The 22,162-nt window shown below is 73.0% G+C and carries 16 protein-coding genes; 5 read left to right on the top strand and 11 right to left on the bottom strand.

Annotation, left to right across the window (positions count from 1 at the left end; all coding sequences use genetic code 11):
• Positions 1-46: 46 nt before the first annotated feature.
• Complete coding sequence (locus AZE13_RS28515) at positions 47-514, bottom strand: DUF5709 domain-containing protein (protein WP_066938209.1); 468 nt, start codon at positions 512-514, stop codon at positions 47-49.
• Positions 515-652: 138 nt separating this feature from the next.
• Positions 653-1,063, bottom strand: coding sequence for a DUF2795 domain-containing protein (locus AZE13_RS28510; RefSeq protein WP_309302240.1), 411 nt, complete (start codon positions 1,061-1,063; stop codon positions 653-655).
• A gap of 314 nt (positions 1,064-1,377) precedes the next feature.
• Here AZE13_RS28510 and AZE13_RS28505 point away from each other — a divergent pair, with 314 nt between their 5' ends.
• Entirely contained in the window at positions 1,378-2,466 is a 1,089-nt protein-coding gene (locus AZE13_RS28505; protein WP_066938205.1) for a hypothetical protein, read from the top strand.
• Positions 2,467-2,588: 122 nt separating this feature from the next.
• Here AZE13_RS28505 and AZE13_RS28500 read toward each other — a convergent pair whose 3' ends face one another.
• Together AZE13_RS28500 and AZE13_RS28495 are read right to left on the bottom strand one after the other, a co-directional pair.
• Positions 2,589-4,022: an MFS transporter gene (locus AZE13_RS28500; RefSeq protein WP_066938203.1), complete on the bottom strand. Its 1,434-nt coding sequence runs from the start codon at positions 4,020-4,022 to the stop codon at positions 2,589-2,591.
• Positions 4,019-4,969, bottom strand: coding sequence for a nucleoside hydrolase (locus tag AZE13_RS28495; RefSeq protein WP_066938200.1), 951 nt, complete (start codon positions 4,967-4,969; stop codon positions 4,019-4,021). The genes AZE13_RS28500 and AZE13_RS28495 overlap by 4 nt, the downstream gene beginning before the upstream one ends.
• A 319-nt stretch (positions 4,970-5,288) precedes the next feature.
• Here AZE13_RS28495 and AZE13_RS28490 point away from each other — a divergent pair, with 319 nt between their 5' ends.
• The 3 genes from AZE13_RS28490 to AZE13_RS28480 all read left to right on the top strand — a co-directional run bounded on the left by AZE13_RS28490 (position 5,289) and on the right by AZE13_RS28480 (position 8,068).
• Complete coding sequence (locus tag AZE13_RS28490) at positions 5,289-6,320, top strand: LacI family DNA-binding transcriptional regulator (protein WP_066938197.1); 1,032 nt, start codon at positions 5,289-5,291, stop codon at positions 6,318-6,320.
• Positions 6,321-6,409: 89 nt separating this feature from the next.
• Positions 6,410-6,928 carry a lytic polysaccharide monooxygenase auxiliary activity family 9 protein gene (locus AZE13_RS28485; RefSeq protein WP_066938194.1) on the top strand — a complete coding sequence of 173 codons (519 nt, stop codon included), beginning with the start codon at positions 6,410-6,412 and terminating at the stop codon, positions 6,926-6,928.
• A gap of 192 nt (positions 6,929-7,120) precedes the next feature.
• A complete protein-coding gene (locus AZE13_RS28480) occupies positions 7,121-8,068 on the top strand; it encodes a hypothetical protein (RefSeq protein WP_066938192.1) in 948 nt (315 codons plus the stop codon).
• A 238-nt stretch (positions 8,069-8,306) separates the two neighbouring features.
• On the opposite strand, the gene AZE13_RS28475 is transcribed toward AZE13_RS28480, so the two are convergent.
• The 7 genes from AZE13_RS28475 to AZE13_RS28445 all read right to left on the bottom strand — a co-directional run bounded on the left by AZE13_RS28475 (position 8,307) and on the right by AZE13_RS28445 (position 19,589).
• Entirely contained in the window at positions 8,307-8,711 is a 405-nt protein-coding gene (locus AZE13_RS28475) for a DUF779 domain-containing protein (RefSeq protein WP_066938311.1), read from the bottom strand.
• A gap of 145 nt (positions 8,712-8,856) precedes the next feature.
• Positions 8,857-9,972, bottom strand: a complete 1,116-nt coding sequence (locus AZE13_RS28470) for a PP2C family protein-serine/threonine phosphatase (protein ID WP_066938189.1) — start codon at positions 9,970-9,972, stop codon at positions 8,857-8,859.
• Positions 9,973-9,977: 5 nt separating this feature from the next.
• Positions 9,978-12,329 (bottom strand): MMPL family transporter, encoded by a 2,352-nt coding sequence (locus tag AZE13_RS28465; RefSeq protein WP_066938185.1) that lies wholly within the window; start codon positions 12,327-12,329, stop codon positions 9,978-9,980.
• Positions 12,330-12,373: 44 nt separating this feature from the next.
• Positions 12,374-13,435, bottom strand: coding sequence for a type III polyketide synthase (locus AZE13_RS28460; protein ID WP_066938181.1), 1,062 nt, complete (start codon positions 13,433-13,435; stop codon positions 12,374-12,376).
• Positions 13,436-13,538: 103 nt separating this feature from the next.
• On the bottom strand, positions 13,539-15,623 hold the full coding sequence (locus AZE13_RS28455) for a PIG-L family deacetylase (protein WP_066938178.1): 2,085 nt from the start codon (positions 15,621-15,623) through the stop codon (positions 13,539-13,541).
• 4 nt (positions 15,624-15,627) lie between these two features.
• Entirely contained in the window at positions 15,628-18,501 is a 2,874-nt protein-coding gene (locus tag AZE13_RS28450; RefSeq protein ID WP_066938175.1) for a stealth conserved region 3 domain-containing protein, read from the bottom strand.
• Positions 18,502-18,548: 47 nt separating this feature from the next.
• Positions 18,549-19,589, bottom strand: a complete 1,041-nt coding sequence (locus AZE13_RS28445; protein WP_079124458.1) for a hypothetical protein — start codon at positions 19,587-19,589, stop codon at positions 18,549-18,551.
• A gap of 582 nt (positions 19,590-20,171) precedes the next feature.
• Here AZE13_RS28445 and AZE13_RS28440 point away from each other — a divergent pair.
• Positions 20,172-22,016, top strand: a complete 1,845-nt coding sequence (locus AZE13_RS28440; protein WP_066938172.1) for a stealth family protein — start codon at positions 20,172-20,174, stop codon at positions 22,014-22,016.
• Positions 22,017-22,162 lie beyond the last annotated feature (146 nt).

Raw genomic sequence — 22,162 nt, 5'->3', positions numbered from 1 at the left:
CGGGACGGCGGTCTAGGCGGTACGGAGAGCCCTCCGTAAGCCTTCGTCAGCCGGGGAGGTCTTCGTCGTGCGCGATGTGCACCGCCGCCTCCTCGGCGGACGCGGCCCCGCCGTCGATCCCCACGTCGCGGGCGGAGACGTCATTGCTGCCGCCGCGCCAGAACCCCTCGTCGGCGCCCACGAGCCGGCCCGCCCGCTCGCGGCCGCACTCGGTGTCCACCGGCTCGCCCACCCCGCCCGGCAGATCGCCGATGTCGTCACCGTCGGGCGGGGACACGTCCGGCAGCTCCACGGACAGCCGGTGCTCCAGAGACTCACGGTCGTGGAGCTCCCGTGCGGTGGTGCCCTCGTGGTTGACCACGAAGGGCCGTTCGGGGGGTGAGTAGCCGGTGTCCAGCATCTCATCGAGGCCGGGCTCGCCGAGGGCGTCCTCCATGTCGAGGTCGTTGGGGTTGTCCTGGGGATCGGTCCTGGACGGCTGGTAGACCTCGTCGCCCATCGCGTCGTCGGACATGACCGCCCTCCTTCTCCCCATCGGCTCACCCCGCCGCGGTACGGCAGGTGCGGGTACACCTCAATTGTCCGCCACCCACCGCCGCCCGGCACCGCCAGAGCGGCCGGAGGGGCGCCGACCCACCGGACGGCCCCGGCCTCAGGCGCGGTGCTGTTCGGTGTGGAGTCCGACGGCCTGGGCGATGCTCTGCACATTGGCGAACCGCTCGTGGGCGGGCAGCCGCTCGGCCACCCGGATCAGCTGGTCCGGTGCGTTGTTGCGGTGCAGCGTCTCGATGATCGTGTCCTTGTCGGCCGGGTACAGGCGCCGGCCGAGGTACTGGGCGAGCTCGGAGCGCAGCCCGACGTCCTGCTCGGTCATGCCGCGTGGCGTACCGCCGCGGAATCGGCTCTCGGGGGACCAGGCCGCCACCGGCTGGTCCTCGCCGGCCGGCTGGAGCTCGTACTCCTCAGGCGTCCGCAGCGAGCGCTCGGCGGTCAGCTGCTCGCGCAGTTGCCGCTTCATCACGTCGTCCCGGGCGGGGCCGGTCTTGTCCGTTCCGTGTTCCATGACCATGGCTTCCTCCGGCTCTACGTGCCGTACAGACCCGATGCGTTTCTCCCAGTTTCCCTGGTACGGCCGTGCGAACAACCCGGAACGAGCGGCAGTGGACCGGCGGGGAGCTCCCGGGTCCGTGGGCGGTATCCGTGTGGGCGGGCAGGTAAGCCGCCCCCGGGGGAGCGTACGGAGTGTGACCGGGCCTGCCGGAACAGTGGCGAATTTCTCGGCATATGCCGCAAATGCATACGAACTGGGTGAACGGGAATTCGTATGACACCCCACCGTGCCCGGTGGCGGCTCCGCGCATCCAAGGAGGCGACGCCATGCGACTCTCGCTCCTTCGGCCGGTCATCGACCGGCCAGGCCCTTGGGCAACGGTCTACGCCGACATCCAGCACGGCACCGAGGACGCCGAAAGAGAACAGGAGCTGCTGGCCGGTGCCACCACGGCACAGCTCTTCGCGCTGGGCGCGGACGAGGCCACCTGCGGCGCCGTCCACGAGGCCCTGGTCGCGCCGCGCCGCGCCGAGCCGGGGGTGCACACCGGGCGGGTGCTCTTCGCCGCCGACGGGGTGGTCGTGCTGGACACCCCGCTGCCCGGGCCCCCTGCCCACCCCTTCGCGGCCTGGGGGCCGGTACCCCGGGTCACCCCTCTGCTGGCGGCCGTCGGCGACGATCCGGTATGCCTCGTGGTTCGCCTGGACCGGGCCGGGGCGGACATCTCCGTCCTCGGGGAACGCGCCACCGGCGAGGACCGGTCCGAGCGGCACGTCCGGACCTCGGCGAAGGGCGCCGTCGAGCGGAGCGCCGAGGAGATCGCGGAGGCGGTGCGCGAGGCCTTCGAGAGCTGTGGCGCCGAGGCGGTCGTACTGATCGGCGAGGCCCGCGAGCGGCACCTGGTGCACGAGAGACTGCCCGGACCGCTGCGCGCCGTCACGTACGAGAGCGAGCACGGCGCCCGGGCGCCCGGAGCCGAGCGGGACCTGGTGGAGCGGGACATCGCCCAGGTCCGGGCCGCCCAGGAACGGGACCATGAGAGGGCCGTGGCGGACCGCTTCCGCACCGGTGAGGGCGCCGGCGGCACGGCTGCCCGGCGTGCCGCGAGCGGTATCCCCGCGCTGGTCGAGGCGGCTCGGGAACACCGGATCGACACCCTGCTGGTCGCCGCGCACGGCCCGGATGCCGCCCGGCAGGTCTGGGTGGGTCCCGGCGTCGATCAACTCGCGCTACGGGGTACGGAGCTGGTGGAGCTGGGGGAGGAGCACCCGGCCTGCGCACGGGCCGATGACGCCCTGGTGCGGTCGGTGGCCGCGAGCGGCGCCGAGATCGTGGTGGTCCACGACCCGGAACAGGCGCCGACGGGCGGGCTCGGCGCGATTCTCCGCGGGGCGGCGGAGGAGCCGCCGGGGTGAGCGCCGGTCCCTGAGCGGCTGACCCCGGCCCGGTGACCCCGGCCCGGAGGCCGCGGCCCGGAGGCCGCGGTCCAGGACGGCGGACGGCCGGCCCCGGCGGCGTACGCCTCGGGGCCGGCCGCTCAGTGCTGTGCCTCGGCCGCCACCGGCTTCGGGATCAGGAAGGACGTGGCGATGGCCGCGGCCAGGATGACCACGCCCGCGATCATGCCGGCGGTGTAGCCGCCGGCCGATGCCGGATCCGCCGGTGCGGTCGCGGTCTTCACCGCGTACAGGACCGCGAAGCTCAGGCCCGCGCCGAGGTTGAACGCGCCCGCGTTGAGGCCGGGCAGGAAGCCCGGGTTCTCGCGCGGGGACAGGACGATGCCGAGCCCGTTCAGGACGATGTTCGCCACGCCCGCGTAGGCGATGCCGACGAGGACGGAGGTCACCAGCAGCAGGGCCCGCGAGTGGCCGTGCATCGTCAGCAGCATCAGCACGACGGTCGCCACCGAGCCGGCCAGGCCCAGCCGCAGGATCCGGCCGTAGCCGAAGGTGGCGGCGAGGCGGCCGGCCAGCGGACCCATGGCCAGCCCGGCGAGCGCGTACGGGGACAGCGTCCACCACGCGGACTGCTCGGCGGTCATGCCGAGGCCGGCCTGGGCGTCCTGGGCGAAGGCCGGGATCAGGCCGTTCATCACGGCGAAGACACCGGTCATGGTGAGCACGGTGGTCAGCAGGGTCGCCCAGGTGGCGCGCTGCTTGAGGTGGTGCGTGGCGACCAGTGGGTGGCCGCTGCGGTTCTCCGTACGCCAGAAGGCGGCGAAGGCGGCCGCGGACACGACCACCAGGACGGCGATCAGCGTCCAGTTGGCCGCGGCGAGCTTGCCCGCCTCGTTCAGCGCGATCAGCAGCGCGCCGACGGAGACGACGAGGAAGGCGACCCCCGGCCAGTCCATACGGGTCGCGGCGGGCGCCTTCGTGTCGGGGGTGAGGGTGGCGACCGCGACGGTGGCGAGGACCGCGACCGCGGCCATCGCCCAGAAGACCGACCCGAAGCCGTGATGATCGGCGAGGTAGCCGCCCGCCAGGGAGTCGACGCCGGCGATCCCGCCGTTGACGGCGGTGATCACGCCCAGCAGCGTGCCGTACCGCTTCGGCTCCTGGACCTCGACCCGCAGCATGATCAGGCACAGCGGGACGACCGGACCGGACACACCCTGGATGATCCGGCCGGCGAACAGCATCGGCACGCTGGTCGCCAGCGCCGCGATCACACAGCCGACGGCCATCAGGGCCAGCATTCCGGCGAGCACCTTGCGGCGGCCGATCACATCGCCCAGCCGGGGCAGGAAGAGCGAGAACAGCGCCGCCGAGGTGAAGAACGCGGTCTGGGTGAGGCCGATCTCGGCGGAGCTGGCGCCGAGGGTGTCCTCGATGCTCTTCAGCGCGGGGCTGAGCATGCTGGCGTTGAGCTGGAAGGCGAAGCAGGCCGCCAGCAGCGCGGCGACCAGGACGCCGATGCGGACGCCCGAGCCCTGCGGCGCGGGGCGTACGGGGGTCTCGGTCGTGGTCATGCCGCGCCGCCCTCCCCGATCCGCTCCAGCGCGTCCACGATGAGATTCCAGAACCGTTCGTGGTCCAGCTTCACCGCGACCTGGGTGGTGCAGTCGTCCGGGGCCGGCGCACGGAAGTCTGTCACGGTCATGCCGAGGGTCAGCTTGCCCTGCAGCTCGATGTCGACGGGGGCTCTGCGGACGGTCATCACGTCCGGGTCGATGACATAGGCCACCGCGCACGGGTCGTGCACCGGCGGGTGCTCGAAGCCCTGGTTCTCGCGGTATGCGGCGCGGAAGAAGTCCAGCAGTTCGAGGACGAAGCGGGCCGGCTTGGTGCCGACGGCGGCTATCTTGGCCTCGACCTCGGGGGTGGCCAGCGCCTGGTGGGTGAGGTCCAGGCCGACCATGGTGACCGGCCACTTCTCGTTGAAGACGATATGGGCGGCCTCGGGGTCGATCTTGATGTTGAACTCGGCGACCGCGCTCCAGTTGCCCTCGTGGAAGCCGCCGCCCATCAGCACGACCTCCCGCACCCGCTCCGCGATCCGCGGTTCCTTGCGCACGGCCATCGCGATATTGGTCAGTCCGGCGGTCGGGACGATGGTGATCTCGCCGGGCGCGTGCGCCATGACGGTGTCGATGATCAGGTCGACGGCGTGCCGGCGGTCCGGCGCGAAGGCCGGCTCGGGCAGCGCGGGGCCGTCCAGGCCCGTCTCGCCATGGACCTCGGGGGCGATCTGGATGTCCCGCACGAGCGGACGCGGACAACCGGCCGCGAAGGGGACACCGGTGATGCCCGCGATGGTGGCCACGGACAGCGCGTTCCGTGTGACCTTCTCCAGGAAGTGGTTCCCGACCACGGTCGTCACGGCGACCAGCTCGACACCGGGATTGCCGTGGGCCAGGAGCATGGCGATCGCGTCGTCATGCCCCGGGTCGCAGTCGAGGATGATCTTTCTGGCCAACGGGAGAGCCCCTTTGCTCTGCGGAACGGGGTGGTGCGGGGTGAAGTCTCTGGGAGCGCCGCAGGGGCTGCTGCCGCGGGAAAACGTTCTCCGAGAATTTGGCTCATCGTCGGCCCGAATGTCAACGGAGTGTGACGCATGCGACCGATTGATCCGCATCGGAAATACGGCGGGTGACCGGTGATAACGTTTGCCGCCATCCGACGCCGTCGTCGCCGTCCGTAGCCGTCAGCTGCCGCCAGCTGCTGTCCTCCGCGCTGCCGCTCGACGGGAACTCGACGGGAATCCGACGGCTCTCGACACGAGGGGGAGCGGCACCGTGGCCGAGGTCACCCTGAAGGACGTCGCGCTGGCGTCCGGCTGTTCCATCGCCACGGTGTCCCGTGTCCTGGCCGGCACCCGTCCGGTCGGCGCGGAGACCGCCCGGACCGTACGCGCGGCCGCCGAGCGCCTGGGCTACCGGCCCAACCACGTGGCCCGCGCCCTGCGCAGCCGCTCCACCGGCACCGTCGGTCTCGTACTGCCGCAGATCACCAACCCGTTCTTCCCCTCCCTGGTCCGGGAGCTGGAACACGTCCTGCACGCCGAGGGCCGGGCGGTGCTGCTCGCCGACTGCGACGACGACCCGCTCACGGAGGCGGACCGGATCGGCGCGCTCCTCGCCCGTCGGGTGGACGCGTTGCTGCTGATACCGGTCGACGAGCGGCGCAGCCGGGAGGCGGTGGCCGCGGCGGCCGCCCAGGTCCCCCTGGTGCTGCTGGACCGCGGCTGCGGCCCGGGCGTCGCCGACTCGGTGGCCGTGGACAACGCGGCGGGCATGGACCTCGTCCTCGGGCATCTGGCCGCCACCGGGCGCCGCCGCGCCTGCTTCATCGGGGCGGCCGGCACCGCGTCGGCGGCGGCCGAGCGGCGCGCCGCGTATGAGGCGGGCGTCGCGGCGCTGGATCCGGGGGCGCCCGGGCGTACCGCGCTCGGCGACTTCTCGGTGGAGTGGGGCCGGGCCGCCGTCGACCGGCTCTGGCCGTCCCGGCCGGACGCTGTGATCTGCGCCAACGACCTCATCGCGGCGGGCGCGCTGCAGCGGCTGCGGCAGCTGGGCGCGGAGGTGCCGGGCGAGGTCGCGGTCACCGGTTGCGACGACATCCCGCTGGCCGGTCTCGCCGATCCCGCGCTGACGACCGTCCGCCAGCCGGTCGGTGAACTGGCCGCCGAGGCCGCCCGGTTGCTGGTCCGGCGGCCCGCCGGGGGAGTGGCCGGGGCCGGGGCGCGCCGGACGGTCCGGCTCGCGCCCGAGCTCGTCGTACGGGCCTCCAGCGCGCCGAGGGAGAGCAACTCCCCCGCCACCTCTTGACCGTACGCGGTCAGCTAGTAAAGTCCAGACCAATCACCTCACCCTTGCGCTCTTCCCCCCTCGTTCACCCCCCTCGCGAAAGGGTTGTCATGGACAGGAAAAGGAGGCTGGCCCTTGCCATCGGCGCGGGAATCGCCCCGCTGCTCGTCGTCACCTTGCCGGCGACTCCGGCCGGCGCCCACGGCTATGTGTCCTCGCCGCCCAGCCGGCAGGCGCAGTGCGCGGCCGGCACCGTCGAATGCGGTCCGATCAAGTGGGAGCCGCAGAGCGTCGAAGGCCCCAAGGGGCTGACCAGTTGCAGCGGCGGCAACAGCCAGTTCGCCGATCTCGACGATGACTCCAAGGGGTGGAAGGTCACCCCGGTCGGCAGTTCCCAGGCCTTCAGCTGGCGGCTGACGGCACGTCACTCCACCAGCACCTGGCAGTACTTCGTCGGCGGCAAGAAGGTCGCCGAGTTCGACGACGGCGGCGCCCAGCCGCCGGAGACCGTGACCCACAACGTCGACTTCGGCGGCATCACCGGCAAGCAGAAGATCCTCGCGGTCTGGAACATCGCCGACACCGCGAACGCCTTCTACGCCTGTATCGACGTCAACATCGGCGGCTGATCAGCCCCGTTCCGGCGACCTCTCCCGCCGGCCCGGCCCACCCCCTCGTCGCTCCCGGGGCGCACCGCGTCGCTTCGCGCCCCTCCACCGGTCACCATGTGCGTGGCCCGGCAGGACGGCGAGGGCGGTGGGCGCACCCGTTACGATCGGCCCTTCAAGGCCGTTGTGCGTGCCCGCTGCCGGGAGGAAGAGATGGGCCTGTTCCGCCGAGGACCGAAGCGGGATCCCCGCGAGGTGGTACGCGATGCGGAGTTCAGCTTCTTCTCCGAGCGCGAGGGCGGTGTCTTCCGGTCACAGGTCCGGCAGGCCTTCGCGGAACAGGGCCTGGAAGTGACCGCGTACGCCGGGGTGGTCACCGACGCCGCGGGCCGCCAGTTCGGCCTCGGCAACCTCGCCGCCGTGTGCCACCGCGACCGGCGCGGCGAGCGTGGCTGGCCGGTGCTGATCCGGGATCACGTCGGCAAGGTGCTGCGGACGATGGACGGTCCGCAGCCGCTGGAGATCCTCAGCGAGGACGAGATCCGGGCCTGTCTCTACCCCCGTGTCGTCGCCCAGGAGACGCTCCCCGCTTCGCTCTCCTTCCGCTACGGCCGGGAGCCGGCTCCGGGGCTGCGGGAGGTCCTCGCGCTCGATCTGCCCGAGGCGGTGCAGATGCTGGGCGAGGACGCGCTGTCGGATCTCGGTGAGGTGGCCGAGCTGCGGATCCGGGCGCTGAACAACCTGCGTGCCCTGCCGGTCGAGGGACACGAGACGGTGCGGCGCGGTGACGGGACGACATTCGAGGTGGTGCTCGGCGACTCGTTCTTCACCGCCAGCCGGGTGCTGGTGCTCGGTGAACTGGTGCCGCGGATCACGGGCACCCCGCTCGCCCCGGACGGTGCGCTGGTGGCCCTGCCCTTCCGTCACCAGCTGGCGTTCCACCGGATCCACGACGCCCAGGTGATCCCGGCGCTGCAGGCCATGGCGCAGTTCGCCGCGGCCGGGTACGAGGACGCCGCGGGCGCGATCAGCCCCCGGGTCTTCTGGTGGCGGCGAGGGGTGATGACGCCGCTGAGCGAGCCGGACGGCGACGGGCTACGGGTGGTGCTGGACGGCGAGTTCCGTCAATTGCTCGAACGGCTCGTCCAGGACGAGGACTGAGCCGCGACGAGATCTGGGCCCCGGCGAGGACTGAGCCCCGACGAGGGCTGAGCCCCGGAGGGCCTCTCCCTTACCCGCCGCGCGGGCGGCCCGTCCGCCTCTCGCAAAATTTTTTGCGGAATCTGCACGAGGAAGGGAACCGGCAGCCCGCTCCAGCCGTTCACCTGAGTGAGGCCCCACGTTCTCCCCCGTGCGTGGGGCCTCACCACTGCCCAGGGGGCAGGCCTCCGGCCGCCGTTCAGTCCCCGAGCCGGGCCCGTTCCTCGTCGGTGAGCAGCCGGGAGCGGATCAGGAAGCGGACGCCCTCCGGCGCCTCCAGGGAGAACCCACTGCCCCGGCCCGGGACGACATCCACGGTCAGATGCGTGTGCCGCCAGCGTGCGAACTGGTCCGCCGACATCCAGAACCCCACCGGTTCCGGTACGCCGTCCACGCTCAGCCACGCCAGCAGCACATCCGACGCTCCGGTACGGAACTCCCCGGCCGGATAGCACATGGGGGCGCTGCCGTCGCAGCAGCCGCCGGACTGGTGGAACATCAGCGGGCCGTGCTGATCGCGCAGCAGGCACAGCAGTTCGCCCGCCGCCGCGGTGAGCGCGATACGCGAGGCACCCTCCGCCGCCGCGCCGTCCACGGCGGCCATCTCATACCCGTCACCGCCGCCCAACACGACCACCCTGCCTTCCGTGCACAGAGGTCCGCGCCGTCCGCGGCGCCCTGCTGTCCTCATCTCGGTACCGGCTTCGGTCCCTGCTCGGGTGCACGTCGCGTCGTCCCCTTCCGCTGTCCTACGTCCGTTCGGTGTGCCCACTGTCCCGGGTGACCGCGAGCAGCGCCAGGTCATCGGTGATGCGGCCGCCGGTGTGCTCGGTCACCTCGGCGAGCAGGGTGTCGAGCAGCTCGTCCGGCCCGGGGAAGTCCTGCCCGGTCAGACCGGCCACGGGGTCGTAGAAGTCCCCGGCGCGGTTCCGCGCCTCGGTCAGACCGTCGGTGTACAGCAGAAGAGTCGCCCCCGGAGGGAAGAGCACGCTGTCGGTCCGGTCCTGGCCGGGGCACAGCTCCGCCAGCCCCAGGGGGAGGGCCGGGGCGGACGGTTCCGCGGCGCGCACCCGGCCGGCGTGCAGCAGCAGCGGCTCCGGGTGGCCGCGGTTGAGCAGCCGCAGTTCCTCGCCGCGGTGCGGGATCTCGACGAGCACGGCGGTGACGAACCCCTCGGTCCGCACCGTGTCCGACCGCAGCTCCCGCTCCCGTACCAGGGCCCGCTCCACCCTGGCCGCGATCCCGGCGAGCGTGGGCTCCTCGTCGGCGGCCTCCCGGAACACGCCCATGGCCACGTCCACCGCCCTGATCGCGTCCATGCCCTTGCCCCGGACGTCGCCGACCAGGCAGCGCACGCCGTAAGGGGTCTCCTGAGCGCCGTAGAGGTCGCCACCGATCTGTGCGTCCTTCGCCGCCGCCTGGTAGCGCACGGCGATCCGCAGCGGCCCGATCGAGGCCGGTGGCTCCGGCAGGACGGCGCGCTGCACGGCGAGGGCGACTCTGCGCGCGGACTGCAGCCGCACGTTGCTGTAGTACATCAGACGGTTGACACCGACGGCGAGGGCCGAGACGGTCACGACCGACGCCAGCTCGCTCAGCCCACCGGAGTTTCCCAGGAGGCCGAAGTGGGCGAGCAGCGCGACGTCGGCCGCACAGGCACCGAGCCCCGCCAGGACCGTCGCGCGCAGCGACAGCAGCGCCGCGGCGGTCATCGGCGCGGCCGTGTAGAAGGCCTCTCCGGTGACGTGCGGATCGGTGGAGTAGTCGAAGAGGGTGCCTCCGACGAGCAGGACGACGGGCAGCAGCGGGAGGTGGCGCAGACCCCGGCGTCTGACCGCGGCGCGCCCCGTGCCCGTTGCCCTCACCGCGTTCACTCGTCGGTGAGTCCCAGCCTGCGGTGCAGGCGGCGCAGCGGAGGCGGCGCCCACCAGTTGGCCCGCCCCGCGAGCCGCATCACGGCCGGTACGAGCACGCCGCGCACCAGCGTGGCGTCCAGCAGCACCGCCAGCGCCAGGCCCACGCCCAGCAGCTTCAGGAAGGTGATCCCCGACGTGGCCAGCGCGATCATCACGACGGCGACGAGCGCCGCCGCGGCACTGACCAGGCGGCCGGTCCGCTCCAGCCCGGCGGCGACGGCCCGGGTGTTGTCGCCGGTCTCGGCGTAGGCCTCCTTGATCCGCGAGAGCAGGAACACCTCGTAGTCCATGGACAGCCCGAAGGCGACGCAGAACATCAGCACCGGCATGGTGATGTCCACCAGTCCCGTCACGGTGAAGTCGCCGACCAGGGCCCGCAGGTGGCCCTCCTGGAAGACGTACACCATGGCGCCGAAGGTCGCGGTCAGGCTGAGCAGGTTGAGCACGACGGCCTTGACAGGGATCAGCAGGCTGCCGGTGAACAGGAACAGCAGCACCACGGTCGTGCCGCCGACGATCAGCGCCGCTTCGGGCAGCCGGTCCGAGAGGGTGTCGCGGGTGTCGTGGAGCACCGCGGCGTCACCCCCGACGAGCACCGCGCCCGGTGCGCCGTCCGCCCGCACCCGCTTCACCAGATCGGCGCCGGCGGAGGAGTACGGCTCGACGGACGGCACCACCGACAGCCAGGTGGCGCCGCCCGCGGTGAAGGCGGCGGAGGCGGCGGAAGCGGCCGCCACCGGCCGGCCTCCGGCGTAGGAGCCCGTGACGGTGTCCACCCGGGACACCCCCGGCAGCGCCGAGAGCCGGGCGGCGTACGCGGCGACCCGCTGCCGCTCACCGGAACCGCCGACGGCCGGCAGGACCACGGACAGGGCGGAGGACTCCCGGCTCGTGAACTCCTCCCGTACGAACTGCGCCGTCCGGTGCGCGGGCGCGTCGGCGGGCAGGACCCGGTCGTCGACCAGGCCGAAGGAGACCCGGGCGAACGGCAGGCCGAGCGTCACCAGCAGGGCGACCACACCGGCCGCGCACAGCACCGGGCGCCGCATGACCGCGGTGGCGAGCCGGCTCCAGAACCCGCCCGGTCCGGTTCCGGCGGCCCGCTCCGGCCCGGCGGACCGTCCCGTTCTCCCGGCCGGCCCGGCCCCCGGCCTCCGGCCGGCCGCGCCCGGTCTGCTCCGGCGCCGGAACAGCCGCCGCACGTCCAGTGCGTCGACCCGGGGGCCGAGCACGCCGAGCACCGCGGGCAGGACGACCACGGCCGCGAACGCCGCGAGCGCCACCACCGCCACGCCCGCGTAGGCGAAGGAGCGCAGGAAGTACAGCGGGAAGACCAGCAGGGCCGACAGCGACAGGGCCACCGTCAGCGCGGAGAACAGCACGGTACGGCCGGCCGTGCGGAGGCTCTGGGCGACCGCCTCGGCGGTGCCGAGGCCGCGGGCCAGCTCCTCCCGGTAGCGGGTGACGATGAACAGGCTGTAGTCGATGGCCAGCCCCAGTCCCAGCGCCGTGGTGATGTTGATCGCGAAGACGGACACCAGGGTCAGCCCGGACAGCACGCGCAGCACGACGAAGGTGCCCAGGATCGAGAACACCCCGATGAGCAGCGGCAGGCCGGCCGCCACCGCGCTGCCGAACACGAAGACCAGGATGAGCGCGATGACGGGTGCCGCGTACGCCTCGGCGCGGAACAGGTCCTGTTCGCTGTGCTCCTGGGCCTCCACCGCGACCTGCGCGGACCCGGTCGCGGAGACCTCCAGCACCCCCTGACGGCCGGTGAAACGGGGGACCAGTTCCAGGGCGGTGGCCCGTACCCGGTCCTCGTCACCGCCCAGGCGCAGCACCACCAGCGCCGAGCGCGCGTCCCGCGCCCGCAGCGGCGGCGCCGACGCCCGCGGGACCGTCCAGTACGACGCCGCCGACAGCACGCCCCGCTGCCCGGCGAGCCGACGGGTCAGCTCCCGCCCGGCGGCCGCGGCCCGCGGATCGTCGACCGGCCCCGGGGCGCGGGCCAGCAGCACGAGATTGGGCACACCCGACCCGAAGCGGTCGGCGAGGAACGTCTCGGCCTGCGTCGACTCGGCGGCCGGGTCGGTGAAGCCGCCGCTGGACAGCCGGCCGGCGACGCCTCCGCCGACCGGGACCGCGGCCGCCACGGCCAGCAGCACGCCCAGCAGCACGGGAACCCGGCGGCGGACCAGGAGGCGTCCGAGCGCGGCGAGCCAGGAGCGGCCGGCCCGTTGCCCGGGTCCGGTGCCGGGAGAGGGGTGCTCGGTTTCGGTGGTGGTGCGGGCGGGGTTGGACACGGTGATACCTGTGGTCCACTCGGGGCTCGGTGCCCTGCGCGCGGTCAGACGCCCAGGAACAGAACCGCGTACAGGGTCAGCCCGGGGCCGAAGGCCAGGGACAGGCCGTAGTGGCCGGGGGCCAGCGGAGACCGGTGTTGCAGCTCCTGCACCACCAGCGGCAGCCCCGCGGAGGCGCAGTTGCCGTGCTCGCGCAGTACGTGCCGGGAGGCGGCCAGGGCTTCGGGCGGCAGGCCGAGGCTGTTCTCGGCCGCGTCGAGGATGCGTGGTCCGCCCGGGTGCACCGCCCACCAGCGCACGTCGGCGAGGCCGAGCGCGTGACGTGCCAGCAGACCGCTCACCATGGGCCGCAGGTGGCGTTCGAGGACATCGGGCACCCGCGGGGACAGGTCCATCCGGAAGCCGTGGTCGCCGACCGTGAGCGCCATGTAGTCCTCGTGCTCGGTGTCCGTGTGCGCGACCACGTCCACGACCTCCAGGCCGTGGCCGTCCGCCGCGGACCGCTCCGGCTGGATGACGGTGGCCGTGACGGCGTCGCCGAACAGCGCGTTCACCACCCGCTGGCAGGTGTCCCAGGGCGGCGGCTGCAGGTGCAGCGACGACAGTTCCGCGTTCACCAGCACGGCCGGCCGCCGCTGGGTGCGGACGAAGTTGGCGCACGCGGCCAGGGCGGGCAGCGCCCCCACGCAGCCCATGTGCCCCACCAGGAGCCGCTCCACCGTCGGCGATATGCCCACGTCCCTGGCCAGCCGGGTGTCCAGCCCCGGGGCGGCGTATCCGGTGGAGGACGCCACGCACACCAGGCCGATGTCGGCCGGATCGGTACGGGTCGCGGTCAGCGCCGAGGCCACGGCGTCCTTGCTGAGCGGAAGCGCTTCCTCCTGGTAGTGCCGCATCCGTGCGGCCGTGGACCAGTGCTTGACGTCGTCGAGCAGGGGGCTCACCGCCACATGACGCTGTGAGATGCCGGAGGCCGCGGCGATCCGGTCGACGAGCCTCCGACGGGACTCGTCTCCCTCCAGCAGCATGTACTCCTCCTGGCTGTAGGAGATCGCCGGCAGGGCCACCCCGACTCCGGTCACCACCGCCGAACCGCATCCACCCATAGCCGACCACCCTTCGTAGTCGCATTGGAGCGTAGTGTTATCGTACCGGTGGAGATCGGTACCGGCATGTGCGCTGTGGTCCCCGGAGGGCGGCCGGCCGTCCCTAACGCGGCCGGGGACCGGGGAGCGGTGCCACCGCGCTGTGGAGCGTGCCCTCGGGGGTGAGTGCGGCGACGACCAGACGGCCCCGGGCGTCGGCGGCGATCGCGGGCGGGCCCGCGATCCGGCCGTCCAGCGTCGACCACCTCACCGTGGCCCCCGGCCCCAGCGGCGACACGCTGACGGCTCCGGTGTTGTCGCGGCTCACCAGCACCGCGCGCTCCCGGTGTGCCGGGTCGGCGGCGGCCGCCATGGGGCCGTGACCGCGTCCCGCGAGGGGCAGGGCCAGCGGCTTCCACGTACTGTCCGGCCCCTCGAGGCGGTACGCGACGGGCTCGACCGCCTTCTGCTGCCGGTACATCAGCAGCAGTGCACCGCCGGGCCGGGCCACCAGCACCGGAGGGTCGACCGGGGTCGGCAGTCCCGTGGCGGACGCCCGGGTGAGCGGTCCGTTCGGACGGTCCTGGGCCCAGTGGTGGACCGTCCGGTGACCGGCGCCGACGACATGGACGCGGCCGTCGGCGCCGGTGACGGCGCTCAGCCCTTCCTGGACTTCGGCGCCCCCGAGGTCCGTCCAGGCGCTCCACGAGCCGTCCGCGGTCTGCCGCGCCGTGCTCACGCCCTTGGCCCAGTTGCGTACGAAGACCTGGGCGCTGCCATCGGCGTTGCGCGCCACGACGGGCGCGCCCACCCGGCGGCCGCGGACGGGATCGGCCTCCGGATTCCCCAGGGAGACCCAGGAGCCGAAGGCACCGCCCCGGCTCTTCTGCTCCAGAGCGACGATCTCGCGCCGGTTGCCCCGAGGGGCGGCGGTGAGACCGGAGAGGCGCTCGGCGAACAGCTGCCAGCGGCCGTCCTCGGTCAGGGACACCGCGATATGCGGGACGAGCGGGCCCCCGCCGAGCAGGCGGGGACCGCTCCAGCGGCCACTGCCCGGGGCGGTTTCGGTCCACATCGCCGCCTGCTGGTCGAGAACGCCGAAGGCGGTGAGGCGATCGTCGGGTCCCCGCCGCAGCCAGGTGGTGGTGCCCGGGTAGCGGTAGGTGGTGCTCTGCAGCCAGCCGGTCGTGTACGAGCGGTCGCGGCCGACGTCGTAGTCACCGCAGCCGGCGGCGAATCCGCAGCCGAAGCCGGGCGATCCGCCATAGACATTGAGGACTTCCGCCTTGGCCCGGACCACGTCGGCCGGGAGGTTGAACGGCCAGCGCTCGGTGTAGTAGCCGCGATACGCGGTGACCACGTAATGCCGCCCGGCGCCCGGGCCCCGGTAGCGCTCGAGCGCCGCATAGGTGAACAGGGCGGCGGCGGTGTGGTCCGGGTGGTCGGAGTAGCCGGTCTGGTCGTGGTGCCGGCGGTGTTCCGCGTCATGGACCTGCATGTCCGGATCCGGGTCCAGGGTGCGCACCAGAGTGGGCCGGAAACGGTCGAGCAGGGCCGTGAGCGCGTCGATCACCGTGCCGCGGGTGACCGTGCGCTCCTCGCGCACCGTGGACCCCGTGGCCACCCGGGTCCGGCCGACGGCCTCGGGGTTCTTCCACAGGACCGGCAGGCCCACGTCCGCCCTCTTGGTGCGGTCCCGGGTGTGCTGGGAGAGGCCGAGGAAGACGAGCGTGACACCGGGGTGGTCCGCCAGGCTGTCCGCCTCGGCCCGCAGACCGCCGGGGAGGTCCAGCGTGGTGCGGTTCCACCGCGCGAGGCCGTCCCCGGTGGCCATGAGGGCGTAGGCCTGGCGCAGGCCCTGCTGGCGGGATCCCGCGTAGCCCGCGAAGTCCTCCTCGGGTTTCGCGTCGCTTCCCGGCACCTTGTTGCGGCCGTTGGCCTCCCCGCTGGTGAGGTACACGCTCACGATGCGGTCGTTGGCGTCGACCGACTGCGGCAGGTCGGGGCTCATGAAGTAGAGATCGTCGTCGGGGTGGGCGACGATCTGCAGGATGGTGGCGCCCGACGTGCCGTCCCGCTGGGCGGGCGTCCCGGCCCGCGGGGCGGGGGCCGCGGCGTACCGCGGCTGCTCCGGGACGTTCGACGCGCACCCCGCGGCGGCCAGCGCGAACAGCGCGCCGAGCACCGTCCTCCGGCCCGGCGAAGCCATCGCGTCAGCCCTCCTGGCGCGCGTACCGGGCGTTGCGCGCCGAGCCCTTCTCGAACTGCGACGCCACCGGGAAGTAGCCCGCCAGGAAGACGGCGAGCGCGTCGGCCTGCTCCTGCTCCGGCACATCACCGTCGTGGTAGTCGTTGATGCAGAACACGTCGTGGGAGCGCGTCGCGAGCAGCCGGTGCAGCCGGACGTGGTGGTCGCGCAGGCCGACGTTGACGAATGCCGAGCTGATGCCGCCGGGCATGGTGCGCCCGGTGAAGAGCCCGTACCAGTGGTGCAGCGACGAGGGGATCGCCAGGTCGCCGCGCTCGCGGAACTGGGCCGCCGCGGTGCGCGCCGTCTCCTCCGGGAAGCGTTCCTCGATCTCCTGGAGCACGCTGCGGCGCAGCGGATGCGGCGCGTGCAGGAAGGTGTTGGCGAGGACCTTGCCGAACTCCCTCTCGATCAGGGCCCGGTTGTTCTTCGCGGCGGCGAAGACGAGGTCGCTGTCCTGCGACGGGTCGCCGGCCGGCACGGTGGTGGGCGACGGGAAGCACTTGCTCGCGCCGCTGCCGTGGAAGAAGGTCTCGGGCCTCATCGGGCGGCCGACGAACACATCGTCGTTGAAGTACAGGAAGTGCTCCGACAGGCCCTCGATACGGTGCAGCCGGCTCTCGATCGCGTGCGAGTTGAACGAGGGCAGTCGTCCCGTGTCGCCGAAGATCTCCCGGTGGCTGACCACGCGCACCCGCGGGTGGTCGGTGTCCAGCCAGTCGGGGGTCTGGTCGTCGGTGACGAGGTAGATGTTGCGCACCCACGGTGCGTGCATGTCCAGCGAGCGCAGCGAGTAGCGCAGTTCGTCACGGCTGCGGAAGCGCGCGGCGCTGCCGGCGGACTCGGCCGCGAGCATGCCGTGTTCCGCCTGCACCTTCTCCTTGCGCGCCAGCCACTCGGGGTCCGTGCCGTCCACCCAGGTGTAGACGACGTCGATGGGGAAGTCGACCTCGTCGACGAACGTCCTGGTGTACGCCTCCACAGTGCGGTACGCGCGTCCGCCGATGCTCGTGCGGGCGGACCGGGCCAGCTCGGTGCGGGGCAGGGTGGCGCCGTAGCGGGTGCCGCCGGAGACGGTGACGCTCTCCTCGTCCTCCGGGGTGTCGTGCCAGAACATCACGTCACAGCCGTAGACGCCGCTGACGCGCAGCTGGCCACCGCCGGTGACCACGGGGCGGAAGACCCGCAGGCCGGTACAACTGGACGGCACCAGCGCGGGGTCGACGAGCGCGGCGAGGACGGTGCGCAGCACCGAACCGCGCTCGTTGAGCATGGCGATGTAGACCGGCTCGTCGTGGTACCGCTCGGCGCACGCCGACAGGAACGCGTCGCGCCGCTCGCCGTCCACCACGACGGTGTGCCGCAGCCGGGTGGTACGGGTGAGCAGGTGGTGGACGTCCAGCGACTCCAGCACGTCCACCGCGAGGTCGAGGTTGTCCCGCATCACCTCGAACGGCGTGGTGTCCTCGCGGACCAGGGCGAGCTGGCCGCCGGCCCGCCGGACGTCCGGGCGGGCCGCCTCGATCCGGACCTCGTGCGCCTTGTGGGCCACATCGGACTGTGCCCGGTCGATGCCCCGGGGGACAGCGGCGCTCGCGATGCCCCCCTCCGCGTCGGCCGCGGCCTGCAGCAGCCGGCGCCGGGCCTTGGCGGCGTCCCGCTCACCGCTCGCACGGTGGGCGGCCAGCTCGTCGAGCAGCCGGTGCCACTTCTGGGTCACCTCGCCATCGGTGAACTGCGCGGAGGTCTTGAGCGCGGCCGCGCCCATCTCCCTGCGCAGGGCGTCGTCGTCCATCAGCCGGGCCAGGGCACCCGCCAGCTCGCCCTCGTCACCCAGCGGGACGAGGATGCCGTCCTCGCCGTCGGTGAGGATCTCGCCGGGGCCGTTGGGGCAGTCGTACGCGACGACCGGTACGCCGGCCGCCTGCGCCTCGACCAGCACCAGCCCGAACGCCTCGACTCGCGAGGTGAGCATCGCGATGGACGCCTTGGCCCACTCCTCGGGCATGTGGGGGGTACTGCCGACGAGCTGCACCTGGTCGGCGACGCCCAGCTGGCCCGCGAGGTTCTTCAGCGGCCGCATGCGCGGACCGTCGCCGAGGACCCGCAGGTTCCAGCGGGGGCGGTCGGCGGCGACGGTGGCGAACGCGCGTATCGCGTGCTCGATCTGCTTCTCGGCGGCCAGCCGCGCACCCAGCACCACGGTCCGGCTCTCCAGGGTGGAGCGCGGCCGGAAGCCGTCGGGCAGCGAGTTGCCGATCGTGGCCAGCCGGGGCGCGCAGGCGCCGAGCGTCTCCGCGAACCAGTCCTGGGTGCGCCCGGTGAGCGAGACCAGCGCGTCGATGGCGGAGGTGTACATCCGCAGCGGCTCACCGGAGGGACCGCGCAGCTCCGACACCCGGTGGTCGAGGTGGACCGTGAGGACGTGCGAGGGGGCGAGCTGCGCCATGTAGGCGAGCAGCGCCGGGGTGGTGGAGACCAGTACGTCCGTGTCGGTCGTACGGAGGGCCTCGGTGAGTTCGAGGTCGGAGAGCCGGTTGAAGGCGGACTCCCACTCGGGGCGCACCAGCTCGCTGGGGGCGTCCGCCAGGCGGCGGTAGGCCGCCGCCAGGTCGCCGCCGCCGGCCTGAGCGCCGTGCGGACGCTGCTGGCCGCCGCGGGTGTCCACGAGGTGGCGTACGCGCACCGAGCCGCTGTCGAAGAACGACTCGCCCCGCGTACGGAAGACGCCGAGGATCTCCACCTCGTGCTGCCGGGCGAGCAGCTCGGCGAGCGTCATGGTGGCGCGTTCCGTACCGCCCATCGTGTCGGCGGAGGTCAGCAGGAAAGTGATTTTCACGGGTGGCCTTCAGTGGTGTGCGGCGGTCCGGACGGCGGGACTGTGGGTCAGCGGGCGCTGGTCTCGCGTGGGGTGCAGACCAGCTGGAGTGTGCCGCGGCGGGTGTACTGGGGTTTGACGACGACGAAGGTGCCGTCCGCCGCGCGCACGGTGAACCGGGGCGGAGTGAGCACCCTGCGCGGTGCGCGCAGGTCGTGCTCGCGCAGTCCGATGTCCAGCGGCCTGCCGCCGGACGGGCGGGGGAGGCGGAACGACCAGACCTGGCGGGCGGAGGTGTCCAGCATCGTCGCGAGCGGCACGGTCACCCGCCACGCCCCGTCGTCGCCGGGCAGGGGTTCGGCCGCGTGCCGCCGGACCAGCCGCCGTTCCTGCTCGACCAGCTCCACGACGGGCTCCGGGCCGCTGTCGCCGGGGCCCTGACCCGTGGGCCCGTACGTGGCGAACAGCACGCTCGCGCCGGTGAAGGAGTGCTCGATCCGCAGCACCTCGGCCCTGGGCCGCGGCGGGGCGACGGTCAGGCGCAGCTGGCCGGACGGGGAGATCCCGAGGCGGTGGCGGCGGCCGGTGCGCGGGCAGGTGGTCCGGGCGCGGGTGGGTCCCGCGAAGGCGGGGGATCCGTCGCCGAGCAGGCGCAGACGGGTGGTGGCCGGGGAGGCGGCCAGTTCCAGGGCCAGCCGCCAGCGTCCCGCGGTGACGGGGAGGCCGCCGATGTCCGCGCCGAGCAGCACGGTCGCGCTCGCGCACAGCCGGCCGCCGCCGTCGCGGTGCAGCCGGGCCTCGGCCCGTACCCGCTGCTCGCCGTTGACGAAGACCAGGGAGGCGGGGACGGCGGTGTCCGCCGCCCCGTCGGGCAGTACGGCGTGCAGGTTGAGGGTGTGGCCGTCGAGCACGCCGGCGTACCGGACGCGGGCCGCCGAGCCGTGCGCGGCCGGCATGAACACGGAGTCGACGAGCGTGTCGCGGCCGCTCGCGCTCACGGTGATGACGCGGCGCCGGACCTTGCTGCCGACCTTCCGGACCGGGCTCCTCCGCAACGCGATACGCGCGGACTTCTTGATCACGCGCAGGGCGTGCCGGGGCGCGGTCACCGGGCCGCCCCGCCGCTGAACGCGGTCGTGCGGGGGGAATCGGCGCGCGAGCTGCGCCGATTCCCGGAAGTCGTGGTCTGGATATGCACCCAAACAGCGTAAACGGCTCCCAAGCGGAGGAGTGCCGCAGCCTGCGGGAAGAGTCACGGTGTGGGCGATGAACAGGCAATTTACGGAAGATGACCATGATATTTCCCACATCCGCGGGGCACGGGGAGAGGTCTCCCCACGGGTGCCCGTCCGGTCGTCCCGCGCGGCAACGCGGTGTCCTCGCGCGGGAACCGCGTCCGTCGGGTGCGCCCGGTACGGCCTCCCCGGCCCCGATTCCTCCGCTCGTCACCGCCACAAAGCGGATTGCCCGAATTCATGACCTCTGATAGATAGTTCATGCTTTGTTTGCCGGCGTGTTTCTTGCTGCGCGCCCGTGGACGAGCAAGCGCCCGTCGGGAGCGTGCGGGGAACCCCGGAGCGCGCTGCCGACCGCAGGGGGGAGGGAAAACGGCGCAAGCCGCCTCGTGCCCGGGCGGCCACCGCGCCGCGAGCGCTGCACCAGTGGGGATCGACAACCGAGAGTTTGCGAACATGACAACGGAGCAGGCCTCTGCCTCCGCCCAGCGGGCCAACCCGGAGAAGTCCGGCCTGGTCAAGGCGTACCGCCGACTGCTCCCCGAGAGCGCTCGCCGGGCGATCGCGGGGCGGGTGTCCGTGGAGACCCGTGGCGCTCTCATGCAGCACATGGCCGAGAGCCTGGACTTCCAGCAGCGGCGGCAGCGGCTGCGCGGCAAGAGGCTCCAGCGCCGCTACGCCCGGCACCTCGACCGGGCCCTGCCGCGCGTCGTCCTGGTCGACGGCAGGGCCCAGATCGCCCTGGCCGACCCCGCGCCCACGCTCCACGGAGCGCGCACCGACGCCCTGGCCCTCGTCTGCACCGCTCTCGAGAACGCCCGCATCGACTACTTCTGCGTCCGCGGCGAGCCGGGAGCCGCCCCCATCGTCGCCGTCGCGGCCGCCGACCGCCAGAAGGTCCAGCGGGTACTGGCCGCCGTCTGCGCGCAGATTCCCGGCTATGTCGCCACCGTGAACCGCGACAAGGAGCCCGGGCAGCCTCTCCCGGGCTTCGTCTCCGCTTCCTGGCGCCAGGTCGCGAAGGCTCCGGTCATCCGGGTCACCTGGTTCCGCACCCCTCGCGACGGCGACGGCTCCCTGGTGCTCGGCCAGGAGCACGGCTGCGACATCCAGTACTGGTCCCGTGCGGAGGGCCCGGACGGGCCGGTGCTCGTCGCCCCGCACCGCAACCACGTCACCGCGGAGGTGGCGGCGGACGCACCGGCGGCGGAGGCCCCCGTCGAGCTCTTCGTCGGTCCGCTCGGGCACGCCGGAGACCGCGGCCGGACCGGGACCGGGGGATCCGCGCGGGCGCGCCGCACCGTCCGCACCCGCCCCGAGTTCACCCTCCGACTGCCGCAGGACATCCCCTTCCCCGTCGATGTCGTCTACACCTGGGTCGACGGCAGCGACCCCGCCTGGGCGCGGCGCCGGGCCGAGGCGCTGGAGGAGGCCGGCGGGCCCCGCGCCCACCACGAGGAGGCCACCAACGCCGCGCGCTACCTCAGCCGGGACGAGCTCAAGTACTCGCTGCGCTCGATCCACCAGTACGCCCCCTGGGTGCGCACCGTCTACCTCGTCACCGACGACCAGACCCCCGACTGGCTGGACACCGGCCATCCCGGAATCCGGGTGGTCAACCACAAGGAGATCTTCTCCGACCCGAGCGTGCTCCCGACCTTCAACTCCCATGCCATCGAGAGCCAGTTGCACCACATCGACGGCCTGTCGGAGCACTTCCTCTACTTCAACGACGACGTCTTTCTCGGCAGCCCGCTGACCCCGCAGACGTTCTTCCTCTCCAATGGGCTGACGAAGTTCTTCCTGTCCCCGGCGCTGGTTCCGCTCGGCGAGCACAACCCGGCCGACCCGCCCGTCGCCGCCGCCGCGAAGAACAACCGGGTGCTGATGGAGGAAGGTTTCTCCACGACGCTCACCCAGAAGATGCGGCATGTGCCGCACGCCCTGCGCCGCAGTGTGCTGGCCGAGCTGGAGGAGCGCTACGCCGAACGTCACCGGGCCACGGCCGCCGCCCGTTTCCGCAGCCCGGGGGACCTGTCCGTCGCCTCGTCACTGCACCACTACTACGCCTACCACCAGGGCCGGGCCATACCGTCGGACATGCGCTACGTCTACATGGACCTGGCACATCCGAACACCTCGCGCCGCCTCAACCGGCTGCTGGCCAACCGGGACATGGACGTGTTCTGCATCAACGACACGGTCTCCACCGAGGGGGACCTGGCCCGCACGGACGCGCTGATATCGCCCTTCCTCGAGGGGTACTTCCCGGTTCCGAGCCCGTTCGAGATACGGGGCTGAGCCCGTCCGGGAAGCGGGCTTCACTCGCCTCGTCCCGCCCGGCGGGTGACCGTCGTCGCCGGCGCGGCCCGCCCAGAGGTGGCGCCGGGGTCCCCGCCGGCGTTGACTGGGAGGTGGGGCAGGTGTGGTGTGCCCCGGGCGGCGTC

It is taken from the genome of Streptomyces sp. NBRC 110611, from assembly GCF_001590865.1.
Taxonomy (GTDB): domain Bacteria; phylum Actinomycetota; class Actinomycetes; order Streptomycetales; family Streptomycetaceae; genus Streptomyces.
This window is presented reverse-complemented; position numbering and strand designations above follow the sequence as displayed.

Coding starts and splice junctions, on each gene's coding strand:
- AZE13_RS28515 (WP_066938209.1), bottom strand. CDS start 514: ATGTCCGACGACGCGATGGGCGACGAGGTCTACCAGCCGTCCAGGACC.
- AZE13_RS28510 (WP_309302240.1), bottom strand. CDS start 1,063: ATGGAACACGGAACGGACAAGACCGGCCCCGCCCGGGACGACGTGATG.
- AZE13_RS28505 (WP_066938205.1), top strand. CDS start 1,378: ATGCGACTCTCGCTCCTTCGGCCGGTCATCGACCGGCCAGGCCCTTGG.
- AZE13_RS28500 (WP_066938203.1), bottom strand. CDS start 4,022: ATGACCACGACCGAGACCCCCGTACGCCCCGCGCCGCAGGGCTCGGGC.
- AZE13_RS28485 (WP_066938194.1), top strand. CDS start 6,410: ATGGACAGGAAAAGGAGGCTGGCCCTTGCCATCGGCGCGGGAATCGCC.
- AZE13_RS28480 (WP_066938192.1), top strand. CDS start 7,121: ATGGGCCTGTTCCGCCGAGGACCGAAGCGGGATCCCCGCGAGGTGGTA.
- AZE13_RS28475 (WP_066938311.1), bottom strand. CDS start 8,711: ATGGCCGCCGTGGACGGCGCGGCGGCGGAGGGTGCCTCGCGTATCGCG.
- AZE13_RS28460 (WP_066938181.1), bottom strand. CDS start 13,435: ATGGGTGGATGCGGTTCGGCGGTGGTGACCGGAGTCGGGGTGGCCCTG.
- AZE13_RS28455 (WP_066938178.1), bottom strand. CDS start 15,623: ATGGCTTCGCCGGGCCGGAGGACGGTGCTCGGCGCGCTGTTCGCGCTG.
- AZE13_RS28440 (WP_066938172.1), top strand. CDS start 20,172: ATGACAACGGAGCAGGCCTCTGCCTCCGCCCAGCGGGCCAACCCGGAG.